Below are 19,645 nucleotides of genomic sequence, written 5' to 3'. Positions count from 1 at the left end.
GGCCAAAGCTGGCCTGAGTGCCTAATCGCGAACGCCATGTCCTCCGCCCCCACCGCCCCCACTGCTGCCGTCGTCACCCGCTTTGCACCGTCGCCGACCGGCCGGCTCCACGTCGGCAACATCCGCACCGCGCTGCACAACTGGCTGCTGGCGAAAAAGCACGGCGGGCGCTTCCTGCTACGCATCGACGACACCGACGCGGCACGCAGCCGGGAAGAACACGTCGAAGCGATCCGCGCCGACCTCGCCTGGCTGGGCCTCCACCCCGATGGCGAGGAGCGCCAGTCGGCCCGCTTTGCGATCTACGAGGAAGCCTTTGCCCGCCTTGCCGAACAGGGCCGGGTCTATCGCTGCTATGAAACGGCGCAGGAACTGGAGCTCAAGCGCAAGATCCTGCTGGGGCGCGGGCTGCCGCCGATCTACGACCGCGCCGCGCTGGCGCTGACCGAGGCGGACCACGCCGCGAACGCCGCGGCGGGCGAGAAGCCGCACTGGCGCTTCAAGCTGGACCACGACACCCCGATCGAATGGATGGACGGCGTGCGCGGGCCGCAACACTTCGATCCGCACCAGATGTCCGACCCGGTCGTGCGCCGGGCCGACGGATCGTGGCTATACATGCTGCCAAGCGCGATCGACGACGTGGCGATGGGGATTACCGACGTGCTGCGTGGCGAGGACCACGTGTCCAACACTGCCACGCAAGTGCAGATGTTCGCTGCGCTGGGCGCCAATCCCCCGCGCTTTGCCCATGCCGCGCTGCTCACCGGCGCGGAGGGCAAGTTGTCGAAGCGCCTTGGTTCGCTGGGTGTCGAGGAACTGCGGGCCGAAGGAATCGAGCCGCAGGCGCTGGTCGCGCTCTTGGCGCGGCTGGGAACTGCCGATCCGGTCGACCCTGCGCTAGATGCCGCCGCGCTCGCCGCAAGCTTCGACCTGTCGCGCTTTGGCCGGGCGCCGGCGCGCTTCGATGAAGCCGAACTGGCGCGAGTCAACGCCGCTATCGTCCACGCCCTGCCTTTCGAGACGGTGCAAGACCGTCTGCCCGAGGGCATGGGCGCGGCGGCTTGGGAAGCGATCCGGCCGAACCTTGCACAGGTCGGTGAAGCGGCGGACTGGTGGCAGGTCATCATCGGGCCGATCGAGGCGCCGGACTTCGACGCCGAAACGCGCGCCTTCCTGGATCAGGCGGCAACGGTTGCAGCGCAAATCGACTGGAACGATGGCCCATGGGCAGCGCTGACCGGCGCGCTGAAAGAGGCGACGGGACGCAAGGGCAAGGCGCTGTTCCTGCCACTGCGACAGGCGCTGACCGGCATGGACCACGGCCCGGACATGAACACGTTGCTGCCCCTGATCGACCGGGACGAAGCCGTTAGGCGGCTCCAGCGCTGACCGCTTGCCAAGCAAATCGGCGCAATCTAGCCCTGTATGCATGAGCGCCGCGCCGCAACCCGATCTGATCTTCGATGTGGGTGCGCACCGGGGTGAAGACAGCGCATTTTACCTGAAGGCAGGATATCGGGTGGTTGCGGTCGAAGCCAATCCGCAATTGGCCGCCGCGCTTCGCGAGCGCTTTGCCGACGAGATCGAGCAAGGACGCTATTGCCTCATCGAACAGGCCATTGCGGCGCGCAAGGGGACAGAGCGCTTCTTCATCAACGACACGGTGAGCGACTGGGGCACGGCCGATCCCGACTGGGCCGCACGCAACGCCCGCTTCGGCGCGCCATCCCGGCCGATCGACGTTGCAGCCGACCGTTTCTCGACCATGCTGGAAGCGCACGGCTGCCCGCATTATTGCAAGATCGACGTCGAGGGGGCAGACCACCTCTGCCTGCAGGCAATGGGCGAGACCGCATTCCGCCCGCGCTATCTTTCAATCGAAACGTCTGGCCGATCCTGGCGTGAACTGAAGGCGGAATTCGCGCTGCTGCAAGCGCTGGGCTACACCCGCTTCAAAATTGCCGACCAGAGCCGGCATCCGCGAGGGCCGTTCACCGGCAAGGATGGCCGGCGGTTCGAGCATGAGATGCCGATGGGTGCATCAGGCCCTTTCGGCGAAGACGTGCCTGGTGAGTGGCTGACCGCCCGGCAGGCTATCGGTCGGTACCGCCGGATCTATATTGTCTATGCGCTCTATGGCAACCGCGCCCTGCTGCGGCGCGTGGTCATGGCGCTGCCGCTGCTGCGAAGGCTGGAACGGCTGGTGACATGGCACGACACGCACGCCAGGCACGGCACCGCAGGGGATTAGACCAAGCGAGGCCACGCTAGGGCAGGCGTAGCTGCTCTAGGCCCGGCCCGTGGCTGCGACGAGGTGCGAAGGATCGATACCTTCGGCGCGCCAAGCGGCCTTCCAGCGGTTTTCGACCGGGGTATCGAACAGGATTTCGCGGCGGCCCTGCACCGCGTGCCAGCCGTGCTGACGCATTTCGCCTTCGATCTGTCCGGCCGACCAGCCGGCATAGCCGAGTGCCACCAGCCATTTGCTGGGGCCGCGCCCTTCCGCAATCGCCCGCAGCACGTCGAGCGAGGCCGACAGCGCGCAGAGCCCGGCGACGTGAACGGTGCCATCGCCGCCCCAGTCGTCCGAATGAAGCACGAAGCCGCGCGCGGTCTCGACCGGGCCGCCGACCAGGATCGGCACGTCGGGCGCCACGCCGGGGTCGATGCCGACATCCCTGAGCAGGCCGTGGAACGAAATGCCTTCGCGCACTTGGCCAAGCCCGATGCCGAGCGCGCCGTGATCGTCGTGCACGCACATCGCGATCACCGCATGGTCGAAGCGCGCATCGCCCATCCCCGGCATCGCGAGGAGCAGGCGTCCGGACAGGTATTGCGCTTCGGTCATTGCGTATAGCCTACGCGGTCATGGCGAGAGGAGAAAGCGCCCATACGATCAGGCGGCGACCGCCTTGCGCCCCTTTTCCTCGGTCGCGGCTTCGAGCAGGCGCTTTTCGACGCTGCGGGTGCGCGTCTCGCCCTCGAGCTTTTCGCCGAGCAGGTCGGTGACGTAGAAGGTATCGACCGCGCGTTCGCCGTAGGTGGCGATATGCGCGGAGTGGACGATCAGCCGCGCTTCGAACAGCGCGCGCGCCAGACGGGATAGCAGTGCCGGGCGATCGAGCGCGCCAACCTCGATCACGGTGAAGCGGTTCGACGCCTTGTTGTCGAAGATCACGATCGGCTGGACTTCGAACGCATCGGCACGGGCGCGGGCGGAGGGCCGCGCGGTGAGCTGGGGAAGGAGCTTGACCCGGTTGGCCAGCGCATCGGCGATCGCGGTCTTGAGCCGGGCGATCTGCGAGGCTTCGTTGAGCGGGCGGCCCAAGGGATCCTGAACGAGGAAATTGTCGACCGCGGTGCCGTTGCGCGCCGTGTGGATGCGCGCATCGATGATGTTACCGCCAGCAAGGTGGATGCCGCCCGCTATGCGGTAGAACAGGCCCGGATGGTCGGCCGCGAGCACGGTAACGAGCGTGGCCCCGCGCGCGGGGTACCAGTGCGCCTCCACCGTGAGCGGTTCGCCAAGGCCGGCGTCCATCTGCTGCAGGTTGAGCGCGATGATGTCCTCGGGCTCGGCAATCCAGTAGGCATCGCCAAGCTGCCGCCCGACCGTGCCGATCAGCGCATCGCGTTCCTTGAGCAGGGCGCCGACCGCCTTCTTCTTGGCAGCGATGCGTTCCGCGCGGCCATGCTGCTTGTGGCCAAGGCGGAGCATTTCCTCGCCCGACAGGAAAAGGTCGCTCAGAAGCTGCCGCTTCCAAGAATTCCAGATGCCGGGGCCCACTGCCCGGATATCGACGATGGTGAGGACGAGAAGCAGGCGCAGCCGTTCTACGCTCTGCACCACATTCACGAAATCGGCGATGGTCTTGTAGTCGGCAAGGTCACGCTTGAAGGCGGTGGCGCTCATCAAAAGGTGCTGGCGCACGAGCCAGGCGACGAGTTCTGTCTCGGCCGGCGAGAGGCCAAGGCGCGGGCACAGCTTCATCGCGACTTCGGCGCCGAGAATCGAATGATCACCGCGTCGGCCCTTGGCGATATCGTGGAGCAGCGTTGCGACGTATAGCACGCGGCGCGAAGAGACCTTGGCGATCACCTCGCTCGCCAGTGGGTGCTGCTCCTTCTCTTCGCCTTTCTCGATACGGGCGAGCAGGCCGATGGCGCGGATGGTGTGCTCGTCGACCGTGTAGTGGTGGTACATGTCGAACTGCATCTGCGCGACGACGCGGCCGAAATCGGGCACGAAGCGACCGAACACGCCTGCTTCGTTCATCCAGCGCAGCACCGTTTCGGGATCGTTGCGGCTGGTGAGCAGATCCATGAACAGCGCGTTGGCGCGGGGATCCTTGCGCACCGCCCCATCGATCAGGCCGGCATCGCGGCTGGCAAGGCGCATCGCCTCAGGGTGAATTTCCAGATTCTCGCGGTCGGCCAGCGTGAACAGTTCGACCAGGCGCACCGGGTCCTGCGCAAAGAAATCGTCGCCAGCCACGCCTAGCTTGTCGGCCACCAGCGGAAAGTCGCCGATCTTGCGTGTGCGCTTGGGCTTGAAGCGCGCGAGGAAGCCGGTGCGCGCCTTCTTCGCGAACTGTTCGTCCAGCTGCGCCAGGAACACCCCGGTGAGTGAGCCGACCTGCTTTGCCTGCAGGAAGAAGAACTGCATGAACCGCTCGACCGCGCTCTTGCCCGGGCGATCGGCGAAGTTCATCCGCATGGCGACTTCGCGCTGGAGATCGAACGTCAGACGGTCCTCGGCACGCTTGGTCAGCGTGTGGAGATGGCAGCGCACCGCCCAGAAGAAGTTTTCGGCACGGCGGAACTGCCGGTATTCGGAAGCCGTGAGCAGGCCGACGTCGACCAGCTCGGACGGATCGCGCACCTTGTGGATGTACTTGCCGATCCAGTAGAGCGTGTGCAGATCGCGCAGGCCGCCCTTGCCCTCCTTGACGTTCGGTTCGACGACATAGCGGCTATCGCCCAGGCGCTTGTGGCGTTCGTTGCGCTCGGCCAGCTTCTCGGCCACGAACTGGCGTTCGGTGCCGGCGGCCACCTCGTCCCAGAAACGACGCGAGCCTTCTTCGTAAAGCGGCTGGTCACCCCAGACGTAACGTCCTTCGAGCAGCGCGGTGCGGATGGTCAAGTCGCTTTTCGCCATGCGCACGAGATCGTCGAGCGAGCGGCTGGAATGGCCGACCTTCAGCCCCAGGTCCCAGAGGAAATAGAGCATCGCCTCGATCACCTGCTCGCACCACGAGGTCGGCTTGATCGGGGTGACGAAGGCGATGTCGACGTCCGAGTGTGGCGCCATTTCGCCACGGCCATACCCGCCGACCGCCAGAATCGCGATGCGCTCACCCGTCGAGCGGTTGCTGGCGCGATAGACCCGGCCGACAACATGATCGTAGATCACGCGGACGAGCTGATCGACGAGGAAAGCCTGTCCTTGCGCGCATTCATAGCCGGCCGAGGGCTTGGCTTCGAGCCGGCGGGCGAGTTCGTCACGCCCACGGGCCAGCGCATCGCGCAGAAGTTCGACGACGGCCGGCCGCGACTTTTCGCCCTGTTCGGCGGAAACGGTCGCGACCGCGTCGGCAAGGGCGCGGCGATCGACGATCGCGCGCTGATTGGCAATCCTGGGGAGCGTCATCCCACCCCCTTAGCGTGTCTTCACTTTACAGTCTCTGCCCATTCGGCCCGGTACTTCTCACGAAGCGAACGCCGATCGACCTTTTCGGTGCCGAGGCGCGGCAGGGGTTCGTGGACTTCCCAGAACTTCACCGGGATCTTGAAGGCGGCGATGTGTTCAGCAAGGAACGCGCGCAGTTCGTCGGGCGTGACCGAGCAACCCTCCTTGGCAAGGTAGACGGCAGCCGGAACCTCGCCATACAAATCGTCGGGCAGGCCGAAAACGCTGGCTTCGCCGACGCAAGGATGGGCGTAGATCGCGCTTTCGACCTCGATGCAGGCGATGTTTTCGCCGCCGCGAATGATGATGTCCTTCTTGCGATCGACAATGAACAGGTAGCCGTCCTCGTCCAGCGTGCCGAGGTCGCCGGTGCGGAAGTAGCCGTCAGGCATGATCGCCGCCGCAGTCGCTTCGGGGTTTTCCCAATAGCCGAGGAAGTTGGCGATCGAGCGGATCGCCACTTCCCCAACGGTGTTGGGCGGCAGCGGCTTGCCGTCATCATCGAGGATTGCCATGTCGACCAGCGGACGCGAAGCGAGGCCGGTGCTGTTCGGCTTGTTGAGGTAGTTCTCGTTGAAGTTGCCGGCCCCGACGCCGTTGGTTTCGGTCAGGCCATAGCCGATGATCGGGAAAGCGTGCGGCATCGCCTTGCGCAGGCGGTCGACGTGTTCGACCGGGCGCGGTGCACCGCCAGCGGCAAAGGTGACGCAGCTCGACAGGTCGTACTTGTCGCGATCGGGATGGGTGGCGATCTCGAAGCTCATCAGCGGCACGCCGACGAAGTAGCTGATCTGTTCGCGCTCGATCAGCTCCATCGCCTTGATCACGTCCCACTTGGCCATGAGGACGAGCTTGCGGCCCAGGGCGAAGGACTGGAGGAACACCGGCACTTCGCCCGTGACGTGGAACAGCGGCACATTGACCAGCGTCGAGGGCTGGCGTTCGGGCGGCGTTTCACCACGCGCCACGGCAACGCCCAGCGCCATCACGCTCTGCGCGAGGTAGTTGAAGGTGCCCTGCACGACGCCGCGGTGATCCGAATAGGCGCCCTTCGACAGGCCGGTCGAGCCGGAGGTGAACAGCACCGTGGCAAGATCGTCGCCGGTTAGGTCGGGCAACGCCGTCGCCGCGCCCCCCCCCTTGGCGAGCAGCGCCTTGAGCCCTTCGAGCGGCGGCACGTCATGCACCAGGGGCAGGATCTCTGCGCCGTGGGTGTGGCCTTCGAGCCGGGCCGCACGCGGACCGTCGGCGATGAGGTAGCGGCAATCGACCATGTCGATCCCGTGGACCATCTCCTCGCCTTGCCACCAGCCGTTGAGCAGGACGGCGCAGCCGCCGGCCATGAGCACCGCCATGTAGGCAACGACCCAGCTTGCCGAATTGCGCGCGGCAATGCCGATCCGGTCACCCTTGCGCACGCCGTGCCCATCGATCAGGCCGCCTGCGACTTCGCGCGCGGCGGCATAGATCTGACCGAATGTCAGCCGCTGGTCGCCATCGATGATGAACTCCTTGTCGGCATGTTCGGCGCAGAAATGTGCGAGATAGGCAACCAGGTGCGGCGGTGCCGCGGCGATCATCGGCAGGTCCTGCCCATACTTGCGGTAGGTCGTCAGTTCGAACATTCCGCCCGACGAAATCAGGCCGTCCATTACCGCTTTGAGCTCACGATCAAGCTGCGTCTGCATCGCGTTTTGTCTCTCTCCAGTGCATGGGCCGATCTCAGTCGGCTTTTGCGGTTTGCCCGCCGATTTTCCCTGTGCCACAAGCCGGTGCGACAGGCGCCCGGACGGCTGAACCCAAGCTGGCCGGAATAGTCCTGAAAAGCAACCTTGTCGGAGACGCGAAACTTGCTGTTACAATCGGTCGCCGCGGCAGCCGCGCTCGCACCGCACCAGCCTCTCCAGTGGACCGACCTCGGCCTGTCGCCGATCGCGCTCGATCTCGGCTTCTTTACCATCAAGTGGTATTCGCTTGCCTACCTTGCCGGCATCCTGCTGGGGTACTGGCACCTGTCGAAGATGATCCGCCAGCCCGGCGCGCCCTTGGCGCAGCGCCATGCCGACGATCTGTTCTTCTATGCAACGCTGGGCATCATCCTTGGCGGGCGACTGGGCTATGCGACGTTCTACGCGCCGGAGCTGTGGGCCCATCCGCAAAACCTGATCAAGCTGTGGGAAGGCGGGATGAGCTTTCACGGCGGCCTGATCGGCACGACGATCGCGATCGCCTATGTCGCGTGGCGCGGGGGCCTGAGCTTCGTTCGGGTGTGCGACTACATGGCCGTGTGCGTGCCGTTCGGCCTGTTTTTCGGCCGATGCGCCAACTTCGTCAACGGCGAGCTGTGGGGCCGGATCACCACGCCCGACATCCCCTGGGCCATGGTTTTCCCCGGCGGCGGCCCGATGCCGCGCCACCCCAGCCAGCTTTACGAAGCCGTGCTCGAAGGCCTCGTTCTGGGCACCGTCCTGCTGCTGATGTTCTGGAAGACCCGCGCACGCTGGCGGCCGGGCCTGCTCGTCGGGGTGTTCGGCTTCGGCTATGCGCTTTCGCGCTTCACGGTGGAATTCTTCCGCGAACCCGACGCGCAGCTTGAAGACTTCGCGCATCGTTCGGGCCTGTCGATGGGCCAATGGCTGACGCTGCCGATGATGGCGCTGGGCCTGTTCCTGATCCTGCGCGCACTGAACCGTGCACCTGTCGCGGTGGCCTTTGCCGGCGCAGACCGCAACGCCGGAGCGAGCGTGACCGGTCCCGTCGTGGAAACGGGGGCGGGCAAGAGCGAAGCGGGCGGCGCGTGAGCGAACCGCTGCGCCGCATCTTCGAGCGGCTGATCGTCAATACGGGGCCAATCAGCGTGGCCCACTACATGGCCGAATCGAACGCGCGCTATTACGACAGCCGCGATCCGCTGGGCCGCGACGGCGATTTCGTGACCGCGCCCGAGATCAGCCAGATGTTCGGTGAACTGCTGGGGCTGTGGCTGGCGGACCTTTGGATCCGCGCCGGGCGCCCCTCGCCCGTCCACTATGTCGAATTGGGCCCAGGCCGGGGCACCCTGGCGCGCGATGCGCTCAAGGCCGCGCGGCGCTTCGGGCTCGAAACGAGGCCCCACTTCGTCGAGGCGAGCACGGCGCTGAAGGGCGCGCAGCTCGAGCTTCATCCCGACGCCTTCTGGCATTCGGACCTATCGACCCTGCCGACCAACGGCCCGCTGCTGATCATCGCCAACGAGTTCATCGACGCGCTGCCCGTGCGACAGATCGTGCGCGCGGCGAACGGCTGGCGCGAACGCATGGTCGGTCTGGTCGACGGAGCGCTGACGCCCGTGGTCGGGGATCGACCGATGGATTCGGCGGTGCCGAGCGAATTCGGCGACGCTCCGGAAGGTGCCATTATCGAAACGTGCCCTGCGGCTGCGGCCGTAATCTACGAGGTCGCCGGCCGGCTTGCGAACCAGGGCGGTGCGGCGCTGTTCATCGATTACGGGCATGCCGAGCCCACGCTTGGCAGTACGCTGCAGGCAGTGCGGGCACATCGCATGGTCGATCCCTTTGCCGCGCCGGGAGAGGCGGACCTAACCGCGCATGTCGACTTTGCAGCGCTTGCCGCGATCGCCCAGTCGCGCGGGGTGCGCTGGCTAGGCACAGTCGAACAGGGACGATTCCTGCGCCTGCTGGGCATCGAGGCGCGCGCCGATGCGCTGATCGCGTCGGCGCCAGAGCAGGCCGACGCGGTGATCGCGGCGCGCGATCGGCTGATCGGCGAAGGCCAGATGGGCGCGCTGTTCAAGGTGATGGGACTCGCCGCGGCGCACTGGCCCGATGGTGCGGGCTTCTGAAACAGGCAGACGGGCCCGCCGTGAGCCTTTGATACCACGGAATTACGCCGGAATCCGTGGTTTCCCCTTGCCCAAAAAGCCTGTTGGCAAAGCGACGGATTTGCGTCTATCAGGCGCGCCAAGTGGGGTAGGGCGTCGTGCGCTTGCGCACGCCTTTCCCCGCCAGAGCGGCAGCGCTCGCCTTTGGCCGCAAGGTTCATTTGGCGACGCTTCCGCGCGGTTCAAGAGGGGCAAGTTGGACCGCGCCCGGTCCGCGGGCGCGGCGGCAGCAGGCAGGGAATTTCAATGGCTGATGAGGCGAGCATCGATCCGGCGGAAGTGACCGGAGAGGGCGTGCGGCGGCGCGATTTCATCAATATCGCGGCGGTAAGTTTTGCGGGCGTGGGCGGTCTTGCCGTGCTTTATCCGCTCGTGTCGCAAATGAGTGCGTCGGCTGACGTCCTGGCCGAAAGCTCGACCGAGATCGACGTTTCGGCGATCCAGCCGGGTCAGGCGATCAAGGCGGTGTTCCGCAAGCAGCCCGTCTTCGTGCGCAACCTGACCAAGGCGGAAATCACCGAAGCCGAGAAGGTCGACACCTCCTCGCTGCGCGATCCGCAGACGCTGGAAGAGCGCACCAAGGAAGGCAAGACCAACTGGCTGATCACGATGGGTGTCTGCACCCACCTCGGCTGCGTTCCGCTGGGCGCCGGCGAAGGCGAAGTGAAGGGCGAGTTCGGCGGCTATTTCTGCCCGTGCCACGGTTCGGTCTACGACACCGCGGCGCGCATCCGCAAAGGCCCGGCACCGAAGAACCTCGAAGTGCCTCCCTATGAATTCACTTCCGACACTGTCGTGAAGATCGGCTGAGGACAGATCCGATGAGCTTTCCCTGGGCGAACGAGTACAAGCCTGCCAACCCGCTGACGCAGTGGCTCGACGAAAAGCTGCCGCTGCCGCGCTTCGTCTACAATGCCGTGGGCGCCGGTTACCCGGTTCCGCGCAACCTGAACTACATGTGGAACTTCGGCGTTCTCGCCGGCTTCTGCCTGATGCTCCAGATCGTGACGGGCGTCATCCTGGCGATGCACTATGCCGCCAACTCGGGCGTGGCCTTCGACAGCGTCGAACACATCATGCGCGACGTGAACTGGGGCTGGATGCTGCGCTACGCGCATGCCAACGGCGCCTCTGCGTTCTTCGTGGTGGTCTACATCCACATCTTCCGCGGCTTCTTCTACTCCTCGTACAAGGCCCCGCGCGAAATGATCTGGCTGCTGGGCGTGGTCATCTTCCTGCTGATGATGGCGACCGCGTTCATGGGCTACGTGCTTCCCTGGGGCCAGATGAGCTTCTGGGGTGCCAAGGTCATCACCGGCCTGTTCTCCGCGATCCCGCTGATCGGCGATCCGCTGCAGCAGTGGCTGCTGGGTGGCTTTGCGCCGGACAACGCCGCGCTGAACCGCTTCTTTTCGCTGCACTTCCTGCTGCCGTTCGTGATCGCGGGTGTCATCATCCTGCACATCTGGGCGCTGCACATCCCCGGCTCGTCGAACCCGACCGGCGTGGAAGTGAAGCAGGAATCGGACACCGTGCCGTTCCATCCGTACTACACCGCCAAGGACGGCTTCGGCCTGGGCGTGTTCCTGATCCTGTACTGCGCGGTGCTGTTCTTTGCGCCGAACATGCTGGGCCACCCGGACAACTACATCGCCGCCAACCCGCTTTCGACCCCGGCGCACATCGTTCCTGAATGGTACTTCTGGCCGTTCTACGCGATCCTGCGCGCCTTCACTGCGGACTTCTTCTTCATCCCGGCGAAGCTCATGGGCGTGCTGGCGATGTTCGCGGCCATCTTGGTGTGGTTCTTCCTGCCCTGGCTGGACACCTCGCCGGTGCGTTCGGGTCACTATCGTCCGCTGTTCCGCAAGTTCTTCTGGATCCTGCTGGTGGACGTGATCGTGCTTGGCTACTGCGGCGGTTCGCCGGCCGAAACCAAGTACGTGCTGATCTCGCAGATCGCTGCGACCTACTACTTCCTCCACTTCCTCGTCATCCTGCCGCTCGTCTCTTCGATCGAGAAGCCGGAGCCGCTGCCGTTCTCGATCACCGAGGCCGTGCTGGGCAAGGACGAGGGCGCAGTCCTCAACGCCAACCCCGCCGCTGCCTGAGCCAGCCGAAGCGTAAGAGAGAAAGAGAACCCTATGGTCCGTCTTTTTGGCCCCCTGGTTGGCCTCTTCTTCGCCGTGGCGCTGCTCTGGTCGTTCGGCGTGGGCGCCATTCAGGCGATCCGCGAGCCCGAGCCGGCCACCGCCGCGCACGAGTTCTACAAGCACCCGAAGGAAGTTGAATTCTCGTTCAGCGGCCCCTTCGGCAAGTTCGACCGGGCGCAGCTCCAGCGCGGCTTCCAAGTCTACAAGGAAGTCTGCTCGAACTGCCACTCGCTCAAGCAGGTCGCGTTCCGCAACCTGACCGACCTCGGCTATTCCGAGCCGGAAGTTAAGGCGATCGCCAAGCAGTGGGGCACGAAGGCCAAGACCTTCGACGCCAAGACCGGCGATGCCGGTGAGCGTGACAACACGCCCGCCGACCACATCCCGGCCGTCTACTACGCCGGCACCGGCAACCCGCCGGACCTGTCGCTGATCACCAAGGCGCGCCACGAGGGCCCCGAGTACGTGTACTCGCTGCTGACCGGCTATGCCGAGCAGCCGGCCGAACTTCTCAAGAAGTTCCCCGATGCGAAGACGCCGGAAGGCCTGCACTACAACCCGTACTTCGCGAACCTGAACATCGCGATGCCGGCACCGCTGACCGACGGTCAGGTGACCTATGCCGACGGGACCAAGGCCACCGTGGACCAGGAAGCCAAGGACGTTGCCGCGTTCCTGACCTGGACCGCCGAGCCGAAGCTCGAGAAGCGCAAGCAGACCGGCTTTGCCGTGCTCGGCTTCCTTCTTGCCGCTACCGTGCTTGCGTACCTGTCGAAGAAGAACGTCTGGGCCAGCGCCCACTGATCTTCCTCGGCAAAGCCGCCAGACGAACAAAGGCCACCGGCGACGGTGGCCTTTTTCGTTTCCGACGATATGACGCGCCCAAGCCTGAGGGCCGGCCCTATCCAGATGCGGAAGCGATGATGACCGTCGACGATCTCAAGCACCTTGTCCGCACTGTCCCGGACTTCCCGGCACCCGGCATCCTGTTCCGCGACGTGACCACCCTGATCGGGCATGGGGCAGGTTTTGCCGCGAGCATCGCCCACCTTGCCGACCGCGCTCGCGCCGCCGAGGCAGAAGCGATCGCAGGGATGGAAGCGCGCGGCTTCATCTTCGGCGCTGCGGTCGCGGCGCACATGGGGCTGGGCTTCGTGCCAGTACGCAAGCCGGGCAAGCTGCCTGTTCCGACGATCGGTATCGACTACGCACTGGAATACGGGCGGGACCGGCTGGAGATCGATCCGGGCGCCGTGTCCGCCGGTCAGCGCGTGGTGCTGGTCGACGACCTGATCGCCACCGGAGGGACCGCTCTGGCGGCGATGGAACTGCTGCGCAGCGCCGGAGCGAGCGTCACCCACGCGCTGTTCGTGATCGACCTGCCGGACCTGCACGGTGCCGCCCGTCTTCGCGATGCGGGATTGACGGTCGATGCGCTGATGCATTTTCCCGGTCACTGACAGGCCGCAAGGCCTTGATGCCCTCCCCCTTGCGTGCTGCAATGCCGCCGGGGAGAGACAGACATGATAGAGCTTTACACGGCGCCGACGCCGAACGGGTGGAAGGTGTCCATCCTTCTCGAGGAGTGCGGCCTGCCCTATCGCACCCATTGGGTCGATATCGGCAAGGGCGAACAGTTCGCACCCGACTTTCTGGCCATCAGCCCCAACAACCGTATCCCCGCGATCGTCGACACCGCGCCCGCCGATGGCGGCGCGCCGGTGCCGGTGTTCGAGACCGCCGCGATCCTCGTCTACCTGGCGGAGAAGGCCGGCCAGTTCCTGCCGACCGACTTGCGCGGCCGCAAGGAAGTGCTTGAATGGCTCTCCTGGCAGGTCGCGGGCCTGGGGCCCATGCTCGGCCAGCACGGTCACTTCGCACTCTATGCGCCCGAGCGCCTGCCCTACCCCACCGAGCGCTATCGGCGCGAGACGCTGCGGCTTTATGGCGTGCTCGACCGGCGATTGGAGGAGCGCGACCATATCGCTGCGAACCAGTACACGATCGCCGACATGGCCTGCTGGCCATGGATCCGCACGTGGAAGGCACAGGGAATCCCGCTCGAGGAGTTTCCCAATGTGCGCCGCTGGTACGATGCGCTCAAGCAGCGCGACGGGCTGCGCCGCGGGGTGGCACTTGGTGCCGAGCGGGTGCGGCGCAACCCGCAAGACGATGCACAAGCCGCGCGCACGCTGTTCGGCATAGCAGGAAAGGGCCTCGCATGAGCTCCGCCACGTTGGATTTCTTCTTCGACCTGTCTTCGCCGTGGACGTACCTTGCGTTCAACAACGTCCAGCCGATCCTTGCCGAAACGGGCGCGCAGGTGCGTTGGCGGCCGTTCCTGGTCGGCGGCGTGTTCAATGCGGTCAACCCGCGCGTTTACGAGATGCGCGCCGACCCTGAGCAAAAAGCGATGAAGCGCAGCTTTGCCTGGCTGCGTGAATGGGCCGAAATCGCCGGGTTGCCGATGAACTTCCCGTCGCCCTACCATCCGGTCAAGTCAGTGAACGCCATGCGTTGCTGCTGCGCGCTCGAAGCCGAACAAGACACTCTGTTCCGCTTTGCAGGCGCCGCGTTCGATGCCTATTTTGGCGAAGCCCGCAATATCGACGATCCCGCCGAGCTGGCTGCAATAGCCGACGCAATCGGCATCGACGGTGCCGATCTGGTTCACCGCGCAAGCCAACAGCCCGTCAAGGACGCGCTGCGGACCAACACCGAGGAAGCCATCGCACGCGGCGCGTTCGGGTCTCCCACGATGATCGCGCCCGACGGCAAGGGGGGCGATGCGCTTTATTTCGGCAACGACCAGTTGCCCCTCGTCCGCCAGCGGCTGCTGCGCCTGGCGACTGCGACTTGAGGATTGCCATGGCCCCTGTCGTCTTCTGCGATCTCCAAATGGCATTACCAAGAGGCGACCGGGTTTGGCAGGCGCAAACGCTCGCTTTCCGTAGCGTCGCCGCCGATGCATTGCTTGACTGACTAATTTATCGGTTCTAATGCGGTCGGCTATCGACAGTGGGTCATGGTGTCCCACTGCGTTGCTACAGGCGTTTGATGACCCGCTCGACCACCGCTCGCCGCAAGGCACCGAACGCCAAGACCGCATCCGAAGCCCGCTCCACACGCGACCTGCTGCTCGACGCAACCGGCGCCCTGATGAGCGAGGGCAACACGACCAACGTCAGCTTTGCCGACATTTCGCAACGCTCGGGGATCAATTCCGCCCTGATCCGCTATCACTTCGGCAGCAAGCAGGGCTTGCTTGAGGCGCTGATCGAGCGGGATGCGGGAGCCAGTTACGAAGGGCTCGATCGACTGGTCGGCCTGGCGATTTCGCCGGAAGAGAAGATGCGCAAGCATGTCTACGGGATCATGCGGCTTTACCACCAGTTTCCCTATCTCAACCGTTTGCTGATCGAACTGCAGTCGCAAAGCGAGACCGAGATCGCACGGCACATTTCCGAAACCTACACACGCCGAGCGGTCAATGCCCAGAAGGCGATCCTCGAGGAAGGGTTTGCCTCGGGCGCATTCCGCAAGGTTGATCCGATGATCTTCCACTTCGCACTGGTCGGCGCCTGCGATGCGATCTTCCATTCGCGCTCCGCGCTCGACCACGTGTTCGGCGTTCGCCAGATCGACGAGACACTGCGCGACCGGTTCGCGGAGCAGGTATCCGAGATCGTGCTTGCAGGATTGAAGCCCAAGGCTGCCTGAGCGACACGCTTGTAAGTTAATCGGTCAAGCAATAGCCTGTCTTTCGAACATCACGTTCGGGAGAGAGAAGCATGGATCTGGGCCTCAATGGCAAGGTCGTGGTCGTTGCCGGGGCAAGCCGCGGCATCGGCCTCGGTATCGTCGAAACACTGCTCGACGAGAGGGCCAAGGTCGCTATCGCCGCACGCGGTGCCGAGGCGCTGGAGGAACAGCGTGCTCGCCTGGCCGAGCGTTACGGCGCTGACCGTCTCTGGTCGATGGCAGGAGACTTGCGTGAAAGCGCAACGATCGATGCCCTTGTAAACGGTGCGGAAGCCAATCTCGGACCAGTCTGGGCCGGCGTGGCGAACGTGGGATTGCACCCGTGCCCGCCGGGATTCGAAGTCGACGACGCCACCTGGGATGCCGGGATCGGGCAGAATCTCGATTCAGCGTTCAAACTTGCCCGCGCGCTGATGCGGGTGATGACGCCGCGCAAGGAAGGTTCGGTGCTGATGATCAGTTCGATCGCCGGGCTGGGAGCGTTGGGCACGCCGGTCACGTATGGCACGGCGAAGGCCGCCATGAACCACCTTGCGAAGGAACTGGCGCGGGTCGGCGGCAAGGACGGCATCCGGGTCAACGCCCTGGCGCCCGGCAACATCATCTTCCCCGGTGGCGACTGGGAAGCACGCTCGACGGGCGAACGTGGTGAGGCCTGGTGGGGGTGGATCCGCCGGGAAGTTCCACTGCGTCGCTTCGGCACGCCGGAGGAGATCGGCAGTATGGCGGCCTTTCTGCTCAGCCCGAAAGCAAGCTTCGTGACCGGGGCAGTCGTGCCCGTGGACGGCGGCCAGACGCGTTAGCGCCTGACCGCCGCTCGATGGCTCAAGCGTACTGCGCTTCGCGCTTTTCGAGGCGAGCGTTGACCGCCTCCTTCTGGTTGGGCGAGCCGATCAGCGCGCCGATTTCGCGGCTTTCAGCTTCGAGAATTTCGGCCACGGTCGCATCGGTGCCCATGTTGAAGATGCGCTTGGCAGCCTTGATCGCGTCGGGATTCTTGCCCGCGATCTCGCGCGCATAAGCCAAAGCCTCGGCGCGAGGATCGGCGCAGACGCGAGTTGCAAGTCCGATTGCGAGAGCCTCTTCCCCCTCGACCACGCGGGCCGAATAGACGAGGTCGCGCGCGACGTCGGCTCGCACCAGCTCGCGCAGGATGGGGAAAGCTCCCATGTCGGGAGTAAGGCCCCAGTTCATCTCGAAAGCGCTCATCTTCACATCGGGCGTTACGAAGCGGAAATCGCCGCCGAGCGCGAGCTGGAAGCCGGCACCAAGCGCAACGCCATGGACCGCCATGATCACCGGCACCGGCAAGTCGCGCCAGCCAAAGCTGACCTGTTGGCCCCGATTGGCCCCGGTCGGCGTACGCGGCAGGGCGACGATCGATTCGCCGCTCTTGAAGTCGCCAGACGCCATCTTGCCGAAGTTCGACAGATCGAGCCCAGCGGAAAAGCACGGCCCCTCGCCCGATACCACCACCACTCGGACAGCAGGGTTGGCGGCGAGTTCGGCGATGGCAGCGTTGACCCCTTCGAACATCGCATCGTCAAAGGCGTTGCGCTTTTCGGCGCGGGTCAGGCGGACGTCGGCAACGCCGCCCTCGACGGTAATGCTGACACGCTCGTTCGTGGTGATGGCATTCATGGTGTTGTCTCCCTCAATCCCTGGTTCAGCGCTGGTTGAAGCGCGCCGGTCGCTTCTGCAGGAAGGCGGTAACGCCCTCGGCAAAGTCAGCGCTCTTGCCCACCTGGCGCTGCAGATTGCGTTCGAGTGCAAGTTCGTCGCCGAAGCCGTTGTCGGCAGCATACCAGCCAGCCTTGCGGATCAGGCCGAGCGCGAGCCGCGGCCCGTTAGCCAATTGCTGTGCGATGGCGAGAGCAGTGGCATCAGCTTCCTCGGTAGGAACAACGCGGTTGATCATTCCCCATTCCAGCGCCTTGGCCGCAGGCAGCCGCTCGCCCAGCAACATCATCTCCATCGCGCGCGCGCGCCCCGCGGTGCGGGTCAGGAGCCACGGCGAGCCACCGTCAGGGACGAGACCGATGCGGCAGAACGCCTGGAGGAAATAGGCATCGTCGCCAGCGACGATCAGGTCGCCGACCAGCGCCAGAGAAGCACCGACGCCTGCCGCCGCGCCGCGCACCGAGGTGATGAACGGGATCGAGAGATCGCGGATGGTCATCATCAGCGGATTGACCGTGTCCTGCAGGACCAGACCGGCGTCGATTTCGCCGCTTCCCATCTTCGGACCGGAAAGATTGGCGCCTGAACAGAACGCCTTGTCGCCACCCGCCAGCAGCACCGCGCCGCAATCCGATTCGGCAGCGAGCAGCGCGTCACGCAGTTCGGCGGCCATGTCCATCGCAAGTGCATTGCGTGTCGCCGGGTCGTTGAAGCGGATGACGCAGACGTCGCCCTCGCGCTCGATCAGAAGCTTGCCGGATCCGGCCATGTCGCGTTCCTCTTTTCCCTTGGCCATCGATCGTACGGTCGATCGGGCCTTGCCTTTCGTTGACGAAGCTGCATTCTCAAACTTCAATTAATCGCTCAAGTAAATTGTGGAATGAGCGCATTGGATAGCGCCAGCGCGAGGGAACAGGCGGGCACGAATGGATGAAATACAGGGGTTTGTGAGGCTCGCGAGCCGGCATTGCCCCGTGGTGCGGTCAACGCTCACCCGCTGCGAACACAGGATGCAAAACGCATCAGTCACGAATCACGGCGCGCCTGCCACGGCGTGCCAGAACGAAAACGACGGAGAGAGATGAGATGGATTTCAACCTGCCCCAGGAACTGCTCGATTACCTGAAGGAGCTCGACGCCTTCATCGAGAAGGAGATCAAGCCGCTCGAGGAGCAGGACGACAACATCCGCTTCTTCGATCACCGCCGCGAATGGGCACGCACCGACTTCGAGAACGACGGCCTGCCGCGCGAGGAGTGGGAAGAGCTGATGCGCGAAGCCAAGCGCCGCGCCGACAAGGCGGGCCACTTCCGCTTCGCCATGGACCCCAAGTTCGGCGGCAAGGGTGGCAACAACCTTTGGATGACTGTCATCCGCGAATACATGGCCGCCAAGGGCCTGGGCCTGCACTACGACCAGCAGACCGAGCACTCGATCGTGGCCAACAACCCCTTCGCCAAGATGTTCGACGATTTCGGCACGCCGGAGCAGCGCGAGGAATTCATCTCCGGCATGTTCGACGGGACCCGCCGGATCACTTTCGGACTGACCGAACCCGACCACGGCTCGGATGCCACCCACATGGAGACGCGCGCGGTGCGCGAAGCGCGCGATGGGGTCGAAGGCTGGCTGATCAATGGCGAGAAGATGTGGACGACGGGCATGCACGTCGCCACGCACTGCGCGCTTTTTGCCCGCACTTCTGGCGAGGACGGCGCGGCGCGTGGCATCACCTGCTTCCTCGTTCCGGCGGATGATCCGGGCGTGAAGGTCGAACAGTACATGTGGACCTTCAACATGCCGACCGACCACCCGCGCGTGTCGTTCACCAACGTGTGGGTACCCGACAGCGCGATCTTCGGTCCGATCGACAACGGCCTGCCCCTGGCCCAGTCGTTCGTCCACGAAAACCGCATCCGCCAAGCGGCATCCTCGCTCGGTTCGGCCGTGTACTGCATCGAGGAATCGGTGCGCTATGCCCGCTTGCGCAAGCCGTTCGGCGAAGATCTTGCCCGCAACCAGGCGATCCAGTTCCCGCTCGTGGAGCTAGCCACCCAGTGCGAGATGCTGCGCCTGCTGATCCGCAAGACCGCGTGGGAAATGGACCAGATGACCCATCCCGAAGTGGAGAAGCGGATTTCGGACAAGGTCTCGATGTGCAACTACTGGGCGAACCGGCTGTGCTGCGAAGCGGCCGACCGGGCGATCCAGGTCCACGGTGGCATCGGCTATTCGCGCCACAAGCCGTTCGAGCACATCTATCGCCACCACCGCCGCTATCGCATCACCGAAGGCACCGAGGAAATCCAGATGCGCAAGGTTGCGGCTTTCCTGTTCGGATACCTCGGCCCCAAGCGGAGGGAGTTCGCCGAACTCACCTACGACGATGTCGACTATCGCAAGCAGTCGCAGATCCGTCCGCGCAGTGGCTGGCAGGCGATCGACACGACCCGTCCTCAAGCCAGCTGAACGCCGCGC

General features: G+C 64.9%; 18 protein-coding genes. 13 read left to right on the top strand and 5 right to left on the bottom strand.

What is annotated here, in order from left to right:
* Positions 1 to 36: 36 nt before the first annotated feature.
* Together gltX and AACH40_RS01980 are read left to right on the top strand one after the other, a co-directional pair.
* Positions 37 to 1,392, top strand: coding sequence for a glutamate--tRNA ligase (gene gltX, locus AACH40_RS01985; protein WP_338643981.1), 1,356 nt, complete (start codon positions 37 to 39; stop codon positions 1,390 to 1,392).
* A 40-nt stretch (positions 1,393 to 1,432) separates the two neighbouring features.
* On the top strand, positions 1,433 to 2,254 hold the full coding sequence (locus tag AACH40_RS01980) for an FkbM family methyltransferase (protein ID WP_338643980.1): 822 nt from the start codon (positions 1,433 to 1,435) through the stop codon (positions 2,252 to 2,254).
* Positions 2,255 to 2,290: 36 nt separating this feature from the next.
* Here the strand turns inward: AACH40_RS01980 and AACH40_RS01975 are convergent, their stop codons facing one another.
* Genes AACH40_RS01975 through AACH40_RS01965 form a run of 3 tightly spaced genes read right to left on the bottom strand, consistent with a single transcriptional unit; the run spans position 2,291 to position 7,380 of the window.
* Complete coding sequence (locus AACH40_RS01975; protein WP_169494470.1) at positions 2,291 to 2,851, bottom strand: YqgE/AlgH family protein; 561 nt, start codon at positions 2,849 to 2,851, stop codon at positions 2,291 to 2,293.
* Positions 2,852 to 2,899: 48 nt separating this feature from the next.
* Complete coding sequence (locus AACH40_RS01970; RefSeq protein ID WP_338643979.1) at positions 2,900 to 5,653, bottom strand: [protein-PII] uridylyltransferase; 2,754 nt, start codon at positions 5,651 to 5,653, stop codon at positions 2,900 to 2,902.
* 20 nt (positions 5,654 to 5,673) lie between these two features.
* Positions 5,674 to 7,380 (bottom strand): class I adenylate-forming enzyme family protein, encoded by a 1,707-nt coding sequence (locus AACH40_RS01965; protein ID WP_169494468.1) that lies wholly within the window; start codon positions 7,378 to 7,380, stop codon positions 5,674 to 5,676.
* 162 nt (positions 7,381 to 7,542) lie between these two features.
* Here AACH40_RS01965 and lgt point away from each other — a divergent pair, with 162 nt between their 5' ends.
* From lgt to AACH40_RS01915, 10 genes are all read left to right on the top strand, one after another.
* Positions 7,543 to 8,493: a prolipoprotein diacylglyceryl transferase gene (lgt, locus tag AACH40_RS01960; RefSeq protein ID WP_169494467.1), complete on the top strand. Its 951-nt coding sequence runs from the start codon at positions 7,543 to 7,545 to the stop codon at positions 8,491 to 8,493.
* Positions 8,490 to 9,533, top strand: coding sequence for an SAM-dependent methyltransferase (locus tag AACH40_RS01955; RefSeq protein WP_169494359.1), 1,044 nt, complete (start codon positions 8,490 to 8,492; stop codon positions 9,531 to 9,533). The genes lgt and AACH40_RS01955 overlap by 4 nt, the downstream gene beginning before the upstream one ends.
* A 285-nt stretch (positions 9,534 to 9,818) precedes the next feature.
* Positions 9,819 to 10,382 carry a ubiquinol-cytochrome c reductase iron-sulfur subunit gene (petA, locus tag AACH40_RS01950; protein WP_169494466.1) on the top strand — a complete coding sequence of 188 codons (564 nt, stop codon included), beginning with the start codon at positions 9,819 to 9,821 and terminating at the stop codon, positions 10,380 to 10,382.
* Between the two features lie 11 nt (positions 10,383 to 10,393).
* The gene (locus tag AACH40_RS01945; protein WP_169494465.1) at positions 10,394 to 11,683 is read left to right on the top strand and encodes a cytochrome b; all 1,290 of its coding nucleotides are present in this window, start codon (positions 10,394 to 10,396) and stop codon (positions 11,681 to 11,683) included.
* 33 nt (positions 11,684 to 11,716) lie between these two features.
* Complete coding sequence (locus AACH40_RS01940) at positions 11,717 to 12,529, top strand: cytochrome c1 (protein ID WP_338643978.1); 813 nt, start codon at positions 11,717 to 11,719, stop codon at positions 12,527 to 12,529.
* A 119-nt stretch (positions 12,530 to 12,648) separates the two neighbouring features.
* Entirely contained in the window at positions 12,649 to 13,185 is a 537-nt protein-coding gene (locus AACH40_RS01935) for an adenine phosphoribosyltransferase (RefSeq protein ID WP_338646228.1), read from the top strand.
* Between the two features lie 63 nt (positions 13,186 to 13,248).
* Positions 13,249 to 13,950 carry a glutathione S-transferase N-terminal domain-containing protein gene (locus tag AACH40_RS01930; protein WP_338643977.1) on the top strand — a complete coding sequence of 234 codons (702 nt, stop codon included), beginning with the start codon at positions 13,249 to 13,251 and terminating at the stop codon, positions 13,948 to 13,950.
* Positions 13,947 to 14,585 (top strand): 2-hydroxychromene-2-carboxylate isomerase, encoded by a 639-nt coding sequence (locus AACH40_RS01925; RefSeq protein ID WP_338643976.1) that lies wholly within the window; start codon positions 13,947 to 13,949, stop codon positions 14,583 to 14,585. The genes AACH40_RS01930 and AACH40_RS01925 overlap by 4 nt, the downstream gene beginning before the upstream one ends.
* A 197-nt stretch (positions 14,586 to 14,782) precedes the next feature.
* Positions 14,783 to 15,445, top strand: a complete 663-nt coding sequence (locus AACH40_RS01920) for a TetR family transcriptional regulator (RefSeq protein ID WP_338643975.1) — start codon at positions 14,783 to 14,785, stop codon at positions 15,443 to 15,445.
* 71 nt (positions 15,446 to 15,516) lie between these two features.
* Positions 15,517 to 16,290: an SDR family NAD(P)-dependent oxidoreductase gene (locus tag AACH40_RS01915; protein WP_338643974.1), complete on the top strand. Its 774-nt coding sequence runs from the start codon at positions 15,517 to 15,519 to the stop codon at positions 16,288 to 16,290.
* 22 nt (positions 16,291 to 16,312) lie between these two features.
* On the opposite strand, the gene AACH40_RS01910 is transcribed toward AACH40_RS01915, so the two are convergent.
* Both AACH40_RS01910 and AACH40_RS01905 read right to left on the bottom strand, forming a co-directional pair.
* Positions 16,313 to 17,128 carry a crotonase/enoyl-CoA hydratase family protein gene (locus tag AACH40_RS01910; protein ID WP_169494458.1) on the bottom strand — a complete coding sequence of 272 codons (816 nt, stop codon included), beginning with the start codon at positions 17,126 to 17,128 and terminating at the stop codon, positions 16,313 to 16,315.
* A 25-nt stretch (positions 17,129 to 17,153) separates the two neighbouring features.
* Positions 17,154 to 17,936 carry an enoyl-CoA hydratase-related protein gene (locus AACH40_RS01905; RefSeq protein WP_338643973.1) on the bottom strand — a complete coding sequence of 261 codons (783 nt, stop codon included), beginning with the start codon at positions 17,934 to 17,936 and terminating at the stop codon, positions 17,154 to 17,156.
* 317 nt (positions 17,937 to 18,253) lie between these two features.
* Between AACH40_RS01905 and AACH40_RS01900 the strand changes: the two genes are divergently transcribed.
* The gene (locus AACH40_RS01900) at positions 18,254 to 19,636 is read left to right on the top strand and encodes an acyl-CoA dehydrogenase family protein (protein WP_338643972.1); all 1,383 of its coding nucleotides are present in this window, start codon (positions 18,254 to 18,256) and stop codon (positions 19,634 to 19,636) included.
* The last annotated feature ends 9 nt before the right edge of the window (positions 19,637 to 19,645 follow it).

Source organism: Novosphingobium olei, from assembly GCF_037076535.1.
Lineage (GTDB): Bacteria > Pseudomonadota > Alphaproteobacteria > Sphingomonadales > Sphingomonadaceae > Novosphingobium > Novosphingobium olei.
Note: the sequence above shows the minus strand (reverse complement) of the source record. Positions and strands in the feature narration are given on the sequence as shown.

Coding starts and splice junctions, on each gene's coding strand:
- gltX (WP_338643981.1), top strand. CDS start 37: ATGTCCTCCGCCCCCACCGCCCCCACTGCTGCCGTCGTCACCCGCTTT.
- AACH40_RS01980 (WP_338643980.1), top strand. CDS start 1,433: ATGAGCGCCGCGCCGCAACCCGATCTGATCTTCGATGTGGGTGCGCAC.
- AACH40_RS01975 (WP_169494470.1), bottom strand. CDS start 2,851: ATGACCGAAGCGCAATACCTGTCCGGACGCCTGCTCCTCGCGATGCCG.
- AACH40_RS01970 (WP_338643979.1), bottom strand. CDS start 5,653: ATGACGCTCCCCAGGATTGCCAATCAGCGCGCGATCGTCGATCGCCGC.
- AACH40_RS01965 (WP_169494468.1), bottom strand. CDS start 7,380: ATGCAGACGCAGCTTGATCGTGAGCTCAAAGCGGTAATGGACGGCCTG.
- petA (WP_169494466.1), top strand. CDS start 9,819: ATGGCTGATGAGGCGAGCATCGATCCGGCGGAAGTGACCGGAGAGGGC.
- AACH40_RS01945 (WP_169494465.1), top strand. CDS start 10,394: ATGAGCTTTCCCTGGGCGAACGAGTACAAGCCTGCCAACCCGCTGACG.
- AACH40_RS01940 (WP_338643978.1), top strand. CDS start 11,717: ATGGTCCGTCTTTTTGGCCCCCTGGTTGGCCTCTTCTTCGCCGTGGCG.
- AACH40_RS01935 (WP_338646228.1), top strand. CDS start 12,649: ATGACCGTCGACGATCTCAAGCACCTTGTCCGCACTGTCCCGGACTTC.
- AACH40_RS01930 (WP_338643977.1), top strand. CDS start 13,249: ATGATAGAGCTTTACACGGCGCCGACGCCGAACGGGTGGAAGGTGTCC.
- AACH40_RS01925 (WP_338643976.1), top strand. CDS start 13,947: ATGAGCTCCGCCACGTTGGATTTCTTCTTCGACCTGTCTTCGCCGTGG.
- AACH40_RS01920 (WP_338643975.1), top strand. CDS start 14,783: ATGACCCGCTCGACCACCGCTCGCCGCAAGGCACCGAACGCCAAGACC.
- AACH40_RS01915 (WP_338643974.1), top strand. CDS start 15,517: ATGGATCTGGGCCTCAATGGCAAGGTCGTGGTCGTTGCCGGGGCAAGC.
- AACH40_RS01910 (WP_169494458.1), bottom strand. CDS start 17,128: ATGAATGCCATCACCACGAACGAGCGTGTCAGCATTACCGTCGAGGGC.
- AACH40_RS01905 (WP_338643973.1), bottom strand. CDS start 17,936: ATGGCCGGATCCGGCAAGCTTCTGATCGAGCGCGAGGGCGACGTCTGC.
- AACH40_RS01900 (WP_338643972.1), top strand. CDS start 18,254: ATGGATTTCAACCTGCCCCAGGAACTGCTCGATTACCTGAAGGAGCTC.